General features: G+C 33.4%; 14 protein-coding genes. 12 read left to right on the top strand and 2 right to left on the bottom strand.

What is annotated here, in order from left to right:
• Nucleotides 1-30: 30 nt before the first annotated feature.
• The 9 genes from V7719_RS15325 to V7719_RS15285 all read left to right on the top strand — a co-directional run bounded on the left by V7719_RS15325 (nucleotide 31) and on the right by V7719_RS15285 (nucleotide 9,959).
• A complete protein-coding gene (locus tag V7719_RS15325) occupies nucleotides 31-972 on the top strand; it encodes a hypothetical protein (RefSeq protein WP_335730816.1) in 942 nt (313 codons plus the stop codon).
• On the top strand, nucleotides 972-1,835 hold the full coding sequence (locus V7719_RS15320; protein WP_335730815.1) for a hypothetical protein: 864 nt from the start codon (nucleotides 972-974) through the stop codon (nucleotides 1,833-1,835). The genes V7719_RS15325 and V7719_RS15320 overlap by 1 nt, the downstream gene beginning before the upstream one ends.
• 226 nt (nucleotides 1,836-2,061) lie before the next feature.
• Nucleotides 2,062-2,823: a hypothetical protein gene (locus V7719_RS15315; protein WP_335730814.1), complete on the top strand. Its 762-nt coding sequence runs from the start codon at nucleotides 2,062-2,064 to the stop codon at nucleotides 2,821-2,823.
• A 94-nt stretch (nucleotides 2,824-2,917) separates the two neighbouring features.
• Entirely contained in the window at nucleotides 2,918-3,793 is an 876-nt protein-coding gene (locus V7719_RS15310; RefSeq protein WP_335730813.1) for a hypothetical protein, read from the top strand.
• Between the two features lie 540 nt (nucleotides 3,794-4,333).
• A complete protein-coding gene (locus V7719_RS15305) occupies nucleotides 4,334-5,089 on the top strand; it encodes a glucose 1-dehydrogenase (protein WP_335730812.1) in 756 nt (251 codons plus the stop codon).
• A gap of 27 nt (nucleotides 5,090-5,116) precedes the next feature.
• On the top strand, nucleotides 5,117-5,506 hold the full coding sequence (locus V7719_RS15300; protein WP_335730811.1) for a DoxX family membrane protein: 390 nt from the start codon (nucleotides 5,117-5,119) through the stop codon (nucleotides 5,504-5,506).
• Nucleotides 5,507-5,579: 73 nt separating this feature from the next.
• Entirely contained in the window at nucleotides 5,580-6,119 is a 540-nt protein-coding gene (locus V7719_RS15295) for an NAD(P)H-dependent oxidoreductase (RefSeq protein WP_335730810.1), read from the top strand.
• Nucleotides 6,120-6,205: 86 nt separating this feature from the next.
• Nucleotides 6,206-6,787, top strand: a complete 582-nt coding sequence (locus tag V7719_RS15290) for a TetR/AcrR family transcriptional regulator (protein ID WP_335730809.1) — start codon at nucleotides 6,206-6,208, stop codon at nucleotides 6,785-6,787.
• A gap of 256 nt (nucleotides 6,788-7,043) precedes the next feature.
• Complete coding sequence (locus V7719_RS15285) at nucleotides 7,044-9,959, top strand: M61 family metallopeptidase (RefSeq protein ID WP_335730808.1); 2,916 nt, start codon at nucleotides 7,044-7,046, stop codon at nucleotides 9,957-9,959.
• A 158-nt stretch (nucleotides 9,960-10,117) separates the two neighbouring features.
• On the opposite strand, the gene V7719_RS15280 is transcribed toward V7719_RS15285, so the two are convergent.
• Both V7719_RS15280 and V7719_RS15275 read right to left on the bottom strand, forming a co-directional pair.
• Entirely contained in the window at nucleotides 10,118-11,035 is a 918-nt protein-coding gene (locus V7719_RS15280) for a pseudouridine-5'-phosphate glycosidase (RefSeq protein ID WP_335730807.1), read from the bottom strand.
• Entirely contained in the window at nucleotides 11,032-11,952 is a 921-nt protein-coding gene (locus tag V7719_RS15275; RefSeq protein WP_335730806.1) for a carbohydrate kinase family protein, read from the bottom strand. The genes V7719_RS15280 and V7719_RS15275 overlap by 4 nt, the downstream gene beginning before the upstream one ends.
• Nucleotides 11,953-12,016: 64 nt before the next feature.
• On the opposite strand from V7719_RS15275, the gene V7719_RS15270 reads away from it, so the two are divergent.
• From V7719_RS15270 to V7719_RS15260, 3 genes are all read left to right on the top strand, one after another.
• The gene (locus tag V7719_RS15270; protein WP_335730805.1) at nucleotides 12,017-12,817 is read left to right on the top strand and encodes a BtpA/SgcQ family protein; all 801 of its coding nucleotides are present in this window, start codon (nucleotides 12,017-12,019) and stop codon (nucleotides 12,815-12,817) included.
• 152 nt (nucleotides 12,818-12,969) lie between these two features.
• On the top strand, nucleotides 12,970-13,620 hold the full coding sequence (locus V7719_RS15265; protein ID WP_442969096.1) for an HmuY family protein: 651 nt from the start codon (nucleotides 12,970-12,972) through the stop codon (nucleotides 13,618-13,620).
• 360 nt (nucleotides 13,621-13,980) lie between these two features.
• A complete protein-coding gene (locus V7719_RS15260; RefSeq protein ID WP_335730803.1) occupies nucleotides 13,981-15,162 on the top strand; it encodes a hypothetical protein in 1,182 nt (393 codons plus the stop codon).
• Nucleotides 15,163-15,176: the final 14 nt, after the last annotated feature.

Below are 15,176 nucleotides of genomic sequence, written 5' to 3'. Positions count from 1 at the left end.
AGGAACCGAAAAGGATAAAAACTAAAAAGAATGAAAAAAGCGAATTTTATTTTCATACTTGTATTCGCGCTATTTTTAAATGCTTGCAATACTAAAAATCAGAAAGCAAACGACAATGATTCAACGACTATACAAGCCGCTTATCTCGGACAAAAACCACCGGGTTTAATTCCAAAAATTTTTGCGCCTGGAGTTATTTCAATCAATGGAAGATCTGAGCATGGAATCTCGTTTTCTCCTAATTTAAATGAAGTATATTTTTCAGCGAATAATAAAGACGAAGACCCAAGCATCTATTTTTCAAAACTGGAAGGAAAAAAATGGACAACTCCCCAAAAAGCAAATTTCACAAAAGGGGAAAAAGTTGGAGAAATGCATCCGTTTGTGAATCCTACTGGTGATAAAATTTATTTTACAGCCCATGACGAATTTACATTGCCTCACCATAAAGAATCAATTAAAACTTGGTATGTAAACCGTCTTGAGAATTCCTGGAGTAATGCAATACAACTTGATTCTCCTGTAAATGAAGATTTCGTTTTTTATTCGAACCAAGCGAAAAACGGAGACCTTTTTTATACAAATGTGTCAAAACGAAAAATGTACTATGCACCTAATAAAAATGGCAAATTCCCCGAAGTTAAAGAACTTGGAATTGAATTTGGTTTTCACGGTTTTATCTCTCCATCTCAAGATTATTTAGTTGTAAATGCTCGAAACAAAGAAGATGCTCAAAGAAAAAGCGATATATATGTCTATTTTAAGAAGAAAGACGACACATGGTCAAAACCAATTAACCTTGGAAAAGAAGTAAATTCTAATTTCGGTGAAACATGTCCTAGTATCACTCCTGATGGTAAATATTTATTCTTTAGTAGATATAACGAAGAAGGAGGAATTCCAAACTTTTATTGGGCAAGCACTGAAATTATCAGTAAGTTAAAAACAACCTATTTTAAGAAGTCTGAATAATGAAAAAAGCATATTTAATATTAATACTTGTAGGGATCCTTTCTTTACAAGGGTGTACTTCTAAAAAACAGAAAACAAAAGAGTTAGTTGCAACAAGTACAGTAGATACCTATCTCGGACAAAAGCCACCAGGTTTACTCCCTGAATTGTTTGCACCTGATATTATCAATACTGAATTTAGAGAGGCAGGTTGTGCCTTTTCACCAGACTTAAAGGAATTCTATTTTCGTAGAAGAGGAGGGGACTATAAAAGCAACACCTTGGTTGTTGTTAAATATATAGATAACAAATGGACTGAATCACTGGTAGAAACCAAAGCTGGAGAACCTTTTATTTCACTTGATGGTAAGACGATGCACTTGGGGAAAAAATATCGAGAACGAACTACTACAGGTTGGTCTGAAAAGAAAAGCCTTGGAGATCCTTTTAATAGCTTCCGTATTATGCGACTTACCGCTTCATCTAATGGCACGTATTATTTCGATGAGGCAAGTGAAACTGGTCCACTTCGTTATTCCCGATTAATAAATGGCGTATATGAACAACCGAAAACCTTAAACGTTGATGTTGGAAATTGGAATGCACACCCTTATATTGCTCCTGATGAATCCTATATAATCTGGGATGATCAAAGAGAAAGTGGATCTGGAGGCGCTGACTTGTACATTTCTTTTCGTGAGAAAGATGGTTCCTGGGGACCTTCAATTAATTTAGGAGATAAAATAAACTCAGAATTTGAAGATGCATATGGGAGTATAACTCCAGATGGTAAATACTTCTTCTTTAATAGGTCTTACGGAAATAATAAAGCTGATATATTTTGGGTAGATGCTCAAATTATTGAGAACCTCAGGCCTAAATAGGGCAGAGCGTTTAATAAAGGTCTTGTAGACCTTTTTAGAGAATGAGCCAGCTGGCGGGTTGGCATTATAAATTGACAACACAAATAAGTAAACAATGAAAAAAGCATATACTATATTAATACTTGTAGGGATCCTTTCTTTACAAGCATGTAATTCTAAAAATCAGACAAAAGGGAATGATGTCCCAACTATAGAAAACCCATATCTAGGGCAGAAGCCACCAGGAATGACGCCTATTCCATTTGCACCTGGACTTGTTTCTACAGAGCGCTATGAATATGGAGGTGTCTTCACACCCGACATGAAAGAGTTTTATTTTATCAAAGGCGATGAGGATAATAAAAAACAAGAATTTGTTGTTATTCAAAATAAAAATAATCGATGGCACGATTCAGTTATATCGCCCAGAGTGGGACAACCCTTTATCTCTCCTGATGGTAAGACCATGCATTTGGGTAGGCGGTATAAGGAACGCACCGAGGCTGGCTGGTCAGATAGAAAAAACCTTGGCTTACCTTTCAAAGACATCCTCATCATGCGACTTACGGCTTCTGCTAATGGCACCTATTATTTTGATACTTACGATGAAAATAAAGAAGACTTTCCTATTCGTTATTCACGATTGATAGATGGAAAATATGAAACGTCAAAATTATTAAGCAAGGAAATTAATACAGGAACTCAACTAAACCATCCCTTTATTGCTCCCGATGAATCCTATTTGATATGGGATGCTAAAAGAGAAGGTGGATATGGTGATTCTGATATCTATATTAGTTTTCGAGCGACCGATGGTTCATGGGGTGACGCTATTAACCTGGGCGACAAAATAAACACAGATGCCTGGGACGCTGCAGCGAGCGTGACACCAGACGGAAAATTTATTTTCTTTAATAGAATTATAAGTCCCGGAAATGAGGACACACTTCCGGATGTGGATATATTCTGGGTGGATGCGCAGATTATTGAGAATCTCAGGCCTAAATAGGGCGGAACGTATTTAAAAGGTCTCGTAGACCTTTTTAGTGAACGAGCCAACTGGCGGGTTAGAATTATAAATTGCACACACAAATAAGTAAACAATGAAACAGACATATTTTATTTTGACACTTGTATTGACTCTATTTTTAAATGCCTGTAATACTAAAAAACAGAACTCAAAAGATAGCGATTCACCAATTATAGAAAACCCATATCTTGGGCAAAAGCCACCTGGTTTAACATCTGAGTTGTTTGCACCTGACATTGTTTCAACAGAAAACTTGGAAATTGAAGGTGTTTTTGCGCCAGGAATGAAAGAATTCTATTTTACCAGACAGGTAAAAGGTGAAGTGCCTAAAACGCATGTCATTCAATATAAAAATGGTATTTGGCATGAATCATCCGCGGAGCCTCGCTCTGGTGAAGTCTTTATATCCACAGATGGCAATACGATGCACCTCGGGAACGAATATAGAGAGCTAACAGCTTTAGGATGGTCAGAAAACAAAAGTTTAGGACCACTATTCGATAAATTTCCAATTATGCGCCTTACAGCTTCAGCGGCTGGCACCTATGTTTTTGATGAACGAGACGAAATCGGCACCATTCGGTATTCCAAGGTAGTTGATGGTATGCGTGAAGAACCGATAGAATTCGGCGAAGAAATCAACACAGGGAAATGGACAAGTCATCCCTTCATTGCACCAGATGAAAGTTACATTATTTGGGATAGTGAACGAGAGGGTGGATATGGCGCTTCGGATTTATATATCAGTTTTCATTATGAAGATGGTTCGTGGGGACCCGCTATTAATATGGGGGAAGGAATAAACACTGAACGTGAGGATGCATTTGGTAGTGTCACCTCTGACGGGAAATATTTCTTCTTTCACACAATAGATTTGGAAGAAGGAGAAGGAATAGCTAACATTTTTTGGGTGGATGCGCAGATTATTGAGAATCTCAAACCTAAATAGGACAGAACGTATAGAGGACAGAATGAGAAAGGTAATGATTTACCTTTTAAATGATGGGCCAGATGATGCAGCTGGGAGTAGACCTTTTTAGTGAAATCGAAGATTAGACGTAGTCAATGGGCCAGCTGGCGCTTTGGCATACCACAGTTTCTTGAAAAAATTTATTTTCAAAAGTTTATTTACTAAAGTTAATGAATCCGACGAAGGAGGTTCATGAGCTCCTCTAAAACAATAAAAACCTAGCGAATAAATCGGAGAATGAGATTGGGTGATAGCCAAACTCATACAAGATTCACGAGCTCCTATTTGTCAAGTAAGGGAGGTGCGTGTAAATACTCTTTGCCCGAAGTGGTAATGTTTGTGGATATCAGGTATGGCTGATTAGTAATAATCCTATCAATTTATTAGGCAAAATTGTAGCACACCTTTATTTTTTCAAAAAAAACTAGATTTTTATTTGGAATAATCATTCTGTTATTCGTATGTTTGCATTCGGAACGAACGTTCCAATATTTTTTAATAAATAAAAAAACAAAACAAATGAATAAATTAAATGGAAAAATTGCGGTGGTTACTGGTGGTAATAGCGGCATTGGTTATGCAACTGCCAAAGAATTAAAAAGTCAAGGTGCAACTGTTGTCATCACAGGAAGAAATTCAGACAGAGTTCAATTAGCAGCTCAAGAACTTGATGTTAAAGGAATTGTTGCAGATGTTGAGAGCATTTCAGCAATAGAAGATTTGGTTGAACAAGTAAAAACAGATTTTGGCAACGTTGACATCTTATTCGTAAATGCAGGAATTTTTCAAGCTGCTCCGATCGGACAAATAAGTGAAGACATGTTTGATCATCAAATAGGAATTAATTTTAAAGGTGCCTTTTTCACAACTGAAAAGTTTCTCCCAATATTAAATGATGGTGCATCAATTATAAACTTATCGTCTATAAATGCTTATACAGGAATGCCTAATACAGCAGTTTATGCTGCATCTAAAGCGGCTTTAAATTCCTATACTCGAACTGCTGCAACAGAATTGGCTCCGAGAAAAATTCGTGTCAATTCTGTAAATCCAGGTCCAGTTTCAACACCAATTTATGGTAAAACAGGAATGGAAGAAGAACAACTAAACGGATTTGCAGAAGCTTTGCAAAACCGTATTCCACTAAAAAGATTTGGTCAACCAGAAGATATAGCAAAACTTGTTTCGTTTTTAGCCTCTGATGATGCTTCATTCATTACGGGTAGTGAGTACAATATAGATGGTGGAATTAACATTAATCCATTATTAGGATAAAAACAATAATAAATAAAAATCATAAACATGAAAATAGCACTAATTATAGCAAGAGTATTATTAGGATTACCTTTCCTTATTTTTGGATTAAATCATTTCTTTCCAGTTATTCCGCATCCTCCAATGGATGGAGTAGCGTTAGATTATATGATGGGTCTTACTAAGGTTGGTTATTTTTGGCCATTATTAAGAGGACTTGAAGTACTCATTGGAATTGCGTTAATAAGTGGAAGGTTTGTGCCTTTAGCATTAGCGATTTTAGCACCAATTTCACTGCATATATTCTTGTTTCATGCATTTGTATTGTTAGCTAATTTACCTTTAGCAATCCTTATTTTAGTATTGCATATTTTTCTAATAGTTAAATATTGGAATTATTATAAGCAAATATTCACTATGGATTCAGTAACAAATTAAGTCAATCAAAAATTAATAATGCTTTATACAGCTATATGTATGAAGCATTATTTTTCAATCAAAATAGAATATAATGAAAAACATAATAGTAATTTCAGGACATCCTGATATAGCTAATTCAACAGCCAATAAAACGATTGTTGATGTTTTAGAGAAAGAAAATAACATCAAAATAAGTAAACTAATGAGTACTTATTCAGACTATAGAATTGATGCAAATAAAGAGATTAATAATCTATTAGATGCAGATGTGATTGTTCTGCAATTTCCGTTTCATTGGTATGGCGTTCCTGCGATTTTAAAAATGTGGATTGATAGTATTACTACACCATTAGTTTATGGTCCAAATAAAGGTGGATTGAAAGAGAAAACTTTTTTATTATCTACAACTACAGGTGGGCCGTCTGATTCTTATCAATCAAATGGATATAACAAATTTACAATGGAAGAATTGTTATTGCCTTTATTGAAACTTGGAGATTCTTTAGAAATGGACGTGTTAAAACCATTGGTACTACATAGTGCAATGTTTCAAGATGATGAAGGTGAAAACGTGTTAAAACGCAATGCAAAACATCAGGCTTTAAAATTAATTGAACTTGTAAATAAATAAAAATTGATCTTCGATCTAGGTAGGAAACTAAAGGATATTGGAACATTTGTTCTGAATGTGTTATCTTTGTATTATAATGTTTAATTATGCCAAGAGTAAAATTATTTGATGAAAATGAAGTCTTGACCAAAGCAATGAATTTGTTTTGGAAACAAGGCTATTCAGCTACTTCTGTTCAAGATTTGGTTAATCATTTGGGGATCAATAGAGCAAGTCTTTATGATACTTTTGGTGGTAAAGACCAACTTTATAAAAAGTCTTTTGAACTTTATCGTAAGACAAATCTGGAAGGAGTAATCCTTTTTTTTGAAAATCGACCAAATGTAAAGATTGGATTTACAGAACTTTTTGATACTGCTATTCAAGAAGATGTGCTTGATAAAGATAACAAAGGTTGTTTTGTTGTAAATACGACAACAGAACTTATTCCAAATGATGAAAGTCTTTTAAAAATTTTAGAAAAAAATAAACGAGATTTTGAGAAGGTGTTCTATAATTATCTTAAAAAAGGTCAAGAAAATGGTCAATTAAATACTACGCAAGATTTAAAGTCCCTTGCTACTCTTTTTTATACATTATATAGTGGTATTCGAGTAGTTTCCAAAACTCGTCCCAATAAAAAAGAAACATCTGATTCTATTAATCTTGCTATGTCTTTGTTAGGTTGACGAAATGTCTGCTTACAGTTTGTGTAGGGTTAGTTGCGTTTGTTACCCAAATAAATAAGCAAAAGGAAAATGACCCATAATAAAATCCGCATGGTTTTACCGAGTACGCACGAAACTAGTATTTAACCATACACGTTGTTCTACAACCTTCTTAATAATCAAATTTGGTGTTATTCTTTAGAAGTTTATTTCTTAACTAAAGTCAATGAAATTACTTAATATAAATATTAAGTACGTGTCATAAATTAAACAAAACATGAAAAAATTACAACAATCATTATCAATAATAAAAACTCTCAATTCCATGGGCAACATATTTAAAACAATCATTGGTTTATCTGTCATTGCACTTATAATAGTGGGGTGTGCATCCCCAAGGGCTGCATTACCACTAGCCGTAGATTCTCCAATAATGACATCATTAGATTTAACAAAGGTTGTTGACGATAAAATGCCAGTTGTAATAAACCCAGGCAGAATTACTACAGAAACAGTAACTTATAGGTTGCCAAGAATTGTGCAAGGCACCTATTCTGTGAGTGACTTTGGGCGTTATGTGGAAGATTTTAAGGCATTCGATTATGAAGGTAAAGAAATGCAGGTGTCAAAACTGGATATTAATTCTTGGGCGATCAGCAATGCAAAGAACTTAGATCGTATTACATATTTGGTAAATGACACCTACGATATAGAAAACACAAGTGATTTTGATGTGCCGCTATCCCCATCTGGCACGAACATCGAGCTAGAAAATTATGTACTAAACCTACATGGCTTTATAGGGTATTTTGATACGCTAAAAACCAACGAATATCACTTAAGTATAACAGCTCCAAGTAATTTCAAGCATTCCTCTGCTCTTGAGATGGTTGACTCAAAATTAAGCGATAATGGTACAGAAATAGTGAATAGTTATGTTGCCAAGCGTTATTTTGATATTACAGATAACCCGATGATGTATGGCAATCTGGATATTGAAGAATTTGAGGTAGACGGGATTAAAATTGTTTTAAGCGTTTATTCCCAAAGTAAGAAATATACGGTCAAAGATATTAAAGAGACGATGGTTAAAATGATGCAAGCCCAAATGACTTATCTCGGTGATTTTAATACTACTGACAGATACGATATCTACCTATACTTATCCAACAACCAAGAAACCTCTCCTAGAGGTTATGGGGCTTTAGAACACCACACATCAACCATGGTAGTAATGCCTGAAACTTGGACTAAAGAAAAACTAGATAGAGTCATGTTTGATATGGTCGCCCATGAGTTTTTCCATATTGTAACACCTCTTAATGTACACTCACAAGATGTACATTATTTCGATTACGATCAGCCCACATTTTCTAAACACTTGTGGATGTATGAAGGGGTCACCGAATACTTTGCCAGATTATTTCAAGTAGATCGAAACCTTATAAGTTCAGAAGCATTTTATAGTATTCTTTTGGAAAAAGTCAAAGATTCAAAAGGCTATGACGACCAAATGAGTTTTACAGTAATGAGTGAAAAAATACTTGATAAGCCTTATAGTACAAACTATCCAAACGTATACCAAAAAGGGGCTTTAGTAGCTATGTGCATTGATATTTTGATGCGGGAAGAAAGTGATGGTCAAAGAAGTATGCTGTCATTAATGAAAGAACTTTCAGAAAAATATGGCAAAGACAATCCTTTTCAAGATGATTTATTAATTGATGAAATTACTTCAATGACGTACCCATCGGTTGGTGCTTTTTTAAAAACACATATCGAAGGAACGCTTCCAATATCTTACCAAGAATACTTTGACAAAGTGGGACTTATTTTGGAAGAAAACGCTTTAAAATCAGTTGAAGAACCAAGCACGTCACAGCAAAGTTTAAGAAACTCATGGCTAAATATAAAAAATGCAAATGTGACTATTATTGAGAATGTCAATGTTATTCCAATGCACGAAGAGATTGTACTAAAAAATCAACGTGTAGTGGTTATGGATGGTAAGATTGTTAGCATCTCACCTCAATCTAAAGAGACTCCATATAAGGCAACTTTAACTGTTGATGGTTCCGGTAAATATTTAATCCCTGGATTATCAGAAATGCACTATCATTATCGTAATGAGGAACGTGCTATAGAATCCGAATTTAAATTATTGATAGCCAATGGCATTACTACCGCCCGAAATATGGCAGCATATCGTTGGCATAAAATTGATCACGTTGCTGTAAAAAACAAAATTGCTTCAGGTGAAATTATGGGTCCAAATTATTATACTACTGGACCTTACATGAAGTTAGATGATCTTCAAACCATTGAAAAGGTTATTGAGGCTGTTGCACTACATAAAGAAAAAGGATATGATTATTTAAAAATTGCGGATAATCTACCGAAAGATATTTATTTAAAATTATTAGAAGAAGCCCAAATAAATGGCATTGACATAATTGGTCATGCCCAGCGGAAACTACCATTAGAATATTCATTACGAATGAAATCTATTGAACACGTTGAAGAATTTATTTATATCAATAATGGAGATGAAAATTATTCGTATTTGAATAATGATATAGCTGAGCTAAATAGGGCAGCAGAGCAAGTTAAAATAAGTGGTATTTATATAGCTCCAACCTTGGTTACCTTTGACTATGTCAATCAAGTTTTGAATGACGAAAAATTTGCATCTCAACAAAAGAGTCCGTTGGTAAAGTATCTTACACCTGCAGAAAGACCTGAGTGGTTGACAGAAAAAAATCCATATAGAAAATTAAGACAGCGTGAATTTGATGGGGTTCTGGCTCCGGTACTTTTTGGAGATTACTTAACCTGGATGAACAAGTTTACCCGAATTTTATCAGACCATGGAGTTCCATTTCTGACCGGAAGTGACACATTTGGGATGGTGATTGTTGGATTTTCACTTCACGAAGAACTACGGTTATTGACCGAAACAGGCTTAACGCCATATGAAGCTTTAAGAGCTAGCACGGTTTCTGCTGCAAGATACTTAAACACAATGGCTATAGAAGGTACTATTTCGGAAGGTAAAAATGCCAATATGGTATTACTTAATAAAAATCCTCTAGAGGACATAAGTAATACTAAGACTATAGAAGGGGTAATGCTAAAGGGTAAATGGTTTGATAGAAACGCATTGGATAAAATGCTTCTGGATGTAGCTCAATAAAATGATTAAAATATGGAAAATCGGTAGACATAATTCGCGAAGGCGATAATGTAGAATTTGATTTTATAGAAGGCGAAAAAGGATTAAACGTAAAAGTTATCTAAATATATCGCCTAATCTAAGTTATAAAAGCGCATCACATTGTGATTGGCTTTTTTCTATTTACTATAATATGCTTTTGCGATTAAAGCGGCCAACTTAGCATTATTATATACCAATTCTATATTAGCATCTAAGCTAAGACCATCTGTAAGTTCTTTAACTTTTTGTAATAAAAACGGTGTACTGTTTTTACCTTTAATACCTAATGTTTTTTCTTCCTGCAATGCTATAGAGATGGCATCATTCATAATTTCAAAATCCAACTCCTTGTCTTTAGGAATAGGATTAGCAATAATAACACCACCTTTAATATTAAGATCCCATTTTGATTTTAAAAGTTGAGCAATCTCCTGAGGTGTATCTAACTTATAATTAACATTAAAACCACTTTTCCTTGAATAAAAGGCTGGCAATTCTTCTGTTTTATATCCCAAAACAGGAACACCAAAAGTTTCAAGGTATTCTAAAGTTAATTCTAAATCTAGAATGGCTTTTATCCCAGCACAGACTACAGCCACATTGGTATTTGAGAGTTCTTGTAAATCTGCAGAAATATCGAAAGACTCTGATGCTCCACGATGCACACCACCAATTCCTCCAGTTGCAAATACTTTTATTCCTGCAAGGTTTGCAGCAATCATAGTAGAAGCAACAGTTGTAGCTCCATCAATTTTTTGAGATAACAAATAAGGAATATCTCTTCGGCTTGCTTTAACAATATTAGTCCCAGATTTGGCTAAATAGTCTATTTCATTAGTTGTTAAACCAACTTTTAGTTTCCCATTAATTATAGCAATAGTAGCAGGAATAGCACCTTGATTTCTAACGATCTTTTCTACTTGTAAAGCGGTTTCCTTATTTTGAGGGTACGGCATTCCGTGCGAAATAATGGTAGATTCTAAAGCGACTACTGGTAAATTATTATTTAATGCATATTTAACTTCTGGAAGTATGTCTAAGTGTTTACTAATCATGCTATGGTTTTTAGTACCATTTCTTCACAAATTTCGGGATGCACTGCATTTTTATGTTGAATTGTAATTTGCGCACAACCAGAACCAAATTTTACCATATCATATAAATCGAAGCCTTTTGCTTCAGCATATAATAAACCAGCCATAAAAGCATCTCCAGCGCCATTAGTATTTACAGGTGTAATAATCTTGTTTTTAGATATAAAAACCTCGTTTTCATCACCATAAGCAACACCATCTTTTCCTAAGGTTATAAATACTTTTTTAACACCTAATTTTAAAAAATGCTCAATTAGTTTTTCATAATCATTTTCGTATTCTACTTTAATACCGCTGAGTAATTCTGCTTCAATAGAATTACATTTTAATATATATAACCTATCTAAAATAGATTTAGCTTTTAGTGCTTTTTTTGCGGAAACAGCTTCTAAAGCAAAACGAACATTTGGAAGTTTTTCGGTTACTAATTCTAAAATTGAAACAGGTAAATTAGTTTCTAAAATGCAATAGTCATTCTGTGCAATAAGATCTAGATTATCTGTTATAAATGAATCTGGAATTTCATTATAAATATCCATTGCAGAAAGCCCTAGTGCTAAATCATTATAACGATCCATAATAGCTATAAATAATGATGTTTTGCTGCCTTTAATTGTTAAACTATAATCGGTTGAAATCCCTAATTGAGCACAGGAATTTTTAATGGTTTTTGAAAACTCGTCATCGGCAAAAACGGTGAGCAGTTCAACATCAAAGTCTAGGCGTTTTAAGTTTTCTGCAATGTTTCTACCAACTCCTCCAATGATAGTTTCTAATGATCCTATATTAGAATCTTGATAGATTAGTTTATCTTTAGAAAAACCAATTAAATCTATATTAGAAGCGCCTATAACTGTAATTTTTGGGTTATCAGACATCTTAATTATGGATTAAATGAATTCCTTTTAAAGTTAAGTAATTTTATAACATCAAGCAAAGCGTATGGATAAATTTAAATCAATATTTAAACAAGATAAGTCTATTATAGGAATGATTCATCTTAAAGCATTACCAGGAACCCCTATGTATACTTTTAATAGTTCTTATATTATAGAAGAGGCTCTTAAGGAAGCAAAAATCTATAAAAAAGCAGGAATTGATGCTATTATGATAGAAAACATGCACGATGTTCCATATTTAAAAGTAGGAGTAGGACATGAGGTTAGTACATTAATGACCTTAATTGCGTATTTAATAAAACAAGATACCAATCTGCCAGTTGGAATTCAAATCCTTGCTGGCGCAAATAAAGAGGCATTGGCTGTTGCAAAATCCTCTAGTATAGATTTTATTAGAGCAGAAGGTTTTGTGTTTGCTCATACAGCGGACGAAGGTATTATAGAAGCACAAGCAGGTGAATTACTACGTTATAGAAAGCAGATTGATGCAGATAGCATTGCTATATTTACAGATATTAAAAAGAAGCATAGTTCTCATGCAATTACTCACGATATTTCTGTATTAGATACTGCTAAGGCTGCTCAATTTTTTTTAAGTGATGGCGTAATCATTACTGGAAATCATACTGGAATGGCAGCATCAATTGACGAGTTAAAAGTATTAAAAGACCAGATAGAAATTCCTGTATTGGTAGGATCTGGTATTACTATAGATAATGTTAAGGATTATTTCCCACTATGTAGTGCTATGATTGTAGGTTCTCATTTTAAAGAACAAGGGTTTTGGAAAAATGAGTTGAGTTATGAAAGGGTTTCTAGGTTTATGAATGTTTTAAAAGGTTGATGTAAGTGTCGTATGTTCATCCTGAATAATTCTATTTTACATACTTTTTAAATAAGAAGATCCTGAGGATGTTTTTATTTACTCATGTCATATTTATTAATTAATATGGAATTCATGAACCTTTGGTTTAAAAATAAATTGATAGGGACTAACTGAAAACGGATAAAATTATGTCAAATAATAAAAAGAAAGGAAGCAGATTAAACTGGTTTATCGGTATTTTCATTTCAATATTAGCTGCTGGTGGTGGAATAGTTGCTCTTTTGGAGTATAATGATTCTGTTAAAACGAAAGAGAATAAAAACCACCAAAAACAATTGACTGATTGGGAGAATTTTTCACCAGAATCTCTATCTCTAGGAGTTCAAAACGTTACTCTTTTAGGTAGTGCTCCATTTGATCTGGAAAGTGGACATACAACAACTGGGTTTTCAAATAAAACTACAGATATCTTTTTTGGGTGCTGGCCCCAAGGTAATGAATCCTTACGAGCCTCAAAGGGCGTATCATGGTCAGATCAAGGTGTCATAAATTTTGAAAACATTAAGTATAGAAAAATTCGAGATGCAAAATTCGTTTCTAAAAAGCACAAAAAATCGAAAAATTTTGATCTGTATTATGACCACAAAAGTAACGTCCCTAGAAAAGGTCACGTATTCTTTATTAAAACAGTCGAAGGTAATGTAGCGAAAATTCAAATTATCGATTACATATCTGATGCTAATCCGCAAGTTTGTCGAAGTATGAAACTTAAGTACGAAGTATTTCCTGTTGTTAAAGATCCTCCAAAACCAAAAAAGTAAATTTTATAAAAATGTATAGTTTAAAATAATGGATACAAATTATTAAAGGATTAAATATAACAAGTGTATAGAAATTTATTTTTACTCTCATATTTTATTATTTGCAAAAACTTTAAAGGAGTTCGTGAATCTCCTAAAAACTCGATTTCATAAAATTTATACTCTTGTGGCAATCCACGAGACATGCGCAGCATTCACGAACTCTTAAAACAATAATTATCATTGCCATAAAGGGGTTGAAAATGAGTTGATTAGATTTATATTTTTTTTGCTATATTTAATAATCCAAACTATTAGATTATTATACGTTTTATTAAAACTAATGATATTTAATTGGATAATAACTAACGATTATAAGATATGGCCTTAATAGACTGCCCTGAATGCAGTACGAAAATTTCCGACAAAGCGAAGCAATGTGTAAATTGCGGGTTCAATCTTCAATTAATTGTTCCGCAAGCTACTCCAGTAGGAGTTTCTAATAAATCAAATTTTCAAAAATTTAAATGGCCTGCTATAATATTTTCAGTTATCTTATTATTAATATTCATTTTTAGTTCAGACCCAAGTAAAAATGATCCTGAATATATTAAAAATATTGTTGGAGAATGGAAATCAAACGAGATGTTTAATATAAATGAGGAAGATTTTTCTGCGACTTTTATTGATTTGACATCTTACCAGAGTAATAAAAGTTATGAATCTAGGGGTGAATTTAGATTTTCAAGCCCAGATATTAAAGTAAATATTTCTTTTATTGAATCAGGAATATGGAAAATAATTAATGGAGAACTTATAATAACACCACAAAGCATTTCTACTAATCCAATTGATTCTAATTCTCAAGCAATCATCGAGGAATATGAAGACACTGAATTAGGTGATATCCTGACTGGAAAGGTTCTTGAAATAGACACAATAAAAATAAAAGAACTAACTAAAAACACGTTTGTATATTCTATTAAAATGGATGGAGAAACTCTTATTGTTAATGGTAAAAAAACAATTGAGCATCCAATGGATAAATATGAAGGAGAACTTTATTTACATTCTAAAAAACGTGGTTATTTTAAATATACTGGTGAAATTACTAATAATACAGCAAATGGTGTAGGAGCAGGAATACACTCCGATGGAGAGGAATATGTTGGTGATTACAAAGATGGTAAACGCCATGGAAAAGGTACAGGAGGTGTAGGTTTAGACAAGTATGTTGGTGATTTTCGGTTTGATGTTGGACATGGGAGGGGAATAATGTATTATGCAGATGGTAAAAAAATAGAAGGGGTTCTAGAAAATGGTGAATTTGTTTCTGGAAAAATAAATTATATAGGTAATAGTATTGGTAGTACTTATGAAGGTGATTTAGTTAACTTTAAAAGAGATGGATTTGGAATATATACATGGGAAAGTGGAGATTATTTTGTTGGTAATTGGAAGAATGGACTTCAACATGGTAAAGGCAAACAGTTTAATAAATATAAGCAGTTAACAAAAGAAGGTATTTGGATAAATGGAAAATTTTCAGAATTAAATTTCTGAAATTCTAATATTTC

Origin of the sequence: Psychroserpens sp. (assembly GCF_036960315.1) — a bacterium.
Lineage (GTDB): Bacteria > Bacteroidota > Bacteroidia > Flavobacteriales > Flavobacteriaceae > Psychroserpens.
This window is presented reverse-complemented; position numbering and strand designations above follow the sequence as displayed.

Bases quoted from the DNA above. Each gene is read 5' to 3' on its own strand.
- V7719_RS15275 (WP_335730806.1), bottom strand. From the start codon at position 11,952: ATGTCTGATAACCCAAAAATTACAGTTATAGGCGCTTCTAATATAGAT.
- V7719_RS15305 (WP_335730812.1), top strand. From the start codon at position 4,334: ATGAATAAATTAAATGGAAAAATTGCGGTGGTTACTGGTGGTAATAGC.
- V7719_RS15300 (WP_335730811.1), top strand. From the start codon at position 5,117: ATGAAAATAGCACTAATTATAGCAAGAGTATTATTAGGATTACCTTTC.
- V7719_RS15320 (WP_335730815.1), top strand. From the start codon at position 972: ATGAAAAAAGCATATTTAATATTAATACTTGTAGGGATCCTTTCTTTA.
- V7719_RS15310 (WP_335730813.1), top strand. From the start codon at position 2,918: ATGAAACAGACATATTTTATTTTGACACTTGTATTGACTCTATTTTTA.
- V7719_RS15315 (WP_335730814.1), top strand. From the start codon at position 2,062: ATGACGCCTATTCCATTTGCACCTGGACTTGTTTCTACAGAGCGCTAT.
- V7719_RS15270 (WP_335730805.1), top strand. From the start codon at position 12,017: ATGGATAAATTTAAATCAATATTTAAACAAGATAAGTCTATTATAGGA.
- V7719_RS15290 (WP_335730809.1), top strand. From the start codon at position 6,206: ATGCCAAGAGTAAAATTATTTGATGAAAATGAAGTCTTGACCAAAGCA.
- V7719_RS15260 (WP_335730803.1), top strand. From the start codon at position 13,981: ATGGCCTTAATAGACTGCCCTGAATGCAGTACGAAAATTTCCGACAAA.
- V7719_RS15280 (WP_335730807.1), bottom strand. From the start codon at position 11,035: ATGATTAGTAAACACTTAGACATACTTCCAGAAGTTAAATATGCATTA.
- V7719_RS15295 (WP_335730810.1), top strand. From the start codon at position 5,580: ATGAAAAACATAATAGTAATTTCAGGACATCCTGATATAGCTAATTCA.
- V7719_RS15325 (WP_335730816.1), top strand. From the start codon at position 31: ATGAAAAAAGCGAATTTTATTTTCATACTTGTATTCGCGCTATTTTTA.
- V7719_RS15285 (WP_335730808.1), top strand. From the start codon at position 7,044: ATGAAAAAATTACAACAATCATTATCAATAATAAAAACTCTCAATTCC.